This window comes from Microbacterium sp. GbtcB4 (genome assembly GCF_019091465.1).
Lineage (GTDB): Bacteria > Actinomycetota > Actinomycetes > Actinomycetales > Microbacteriaceae > Microbacterium > Microbacterium paraoxydans.
This window is the reverse complement of the sequence record NZ_JAGXJJ010000311.1, coordinates 1-251: the sequence shown is the minus strand read 5'-3', so window position 1 is coordinate 251 and position 251 is coordinate 1. Positions and strand designations below refer to the sequence as shown.

Genomic DNA, 251 nt, shown 5'->3' with positions numbered 1-251 from the left:
GGGGAGGTGCCGGGCATGCTCGGCTACCTGTTCCAGGACGAGGTGTCGTACGACGCGGATGGGCTCAAGGGGCTGCCGGCCAACGCGGCCGAGGTGCAGGACGCCTGCGTCACCGCCCTGGAGCCGGTCACGGACTTCACCCCGGAGAGGATCCAGGAGGCGCTGACGACGGCGCTCGTGGAGAACCTCGAGCTGCAGCCCCGCGTGGCCTACGGGCCGCCGCGTGGGGCCATCACCGGCCGCCGTGGGTC

At 72.9% G+C, this 251-nt stretch carries 1 pseudogene; it reads left to right on the top strand.

The features are described 5' to 3' along the window. Positions 1-15: 15 nt before the first annotated feature. A pseudogene (locus tag KVS71_RS17985) lies at positions 16-251 on the top strand (glutamate--tRNA ligase); the annotation flags it as partial.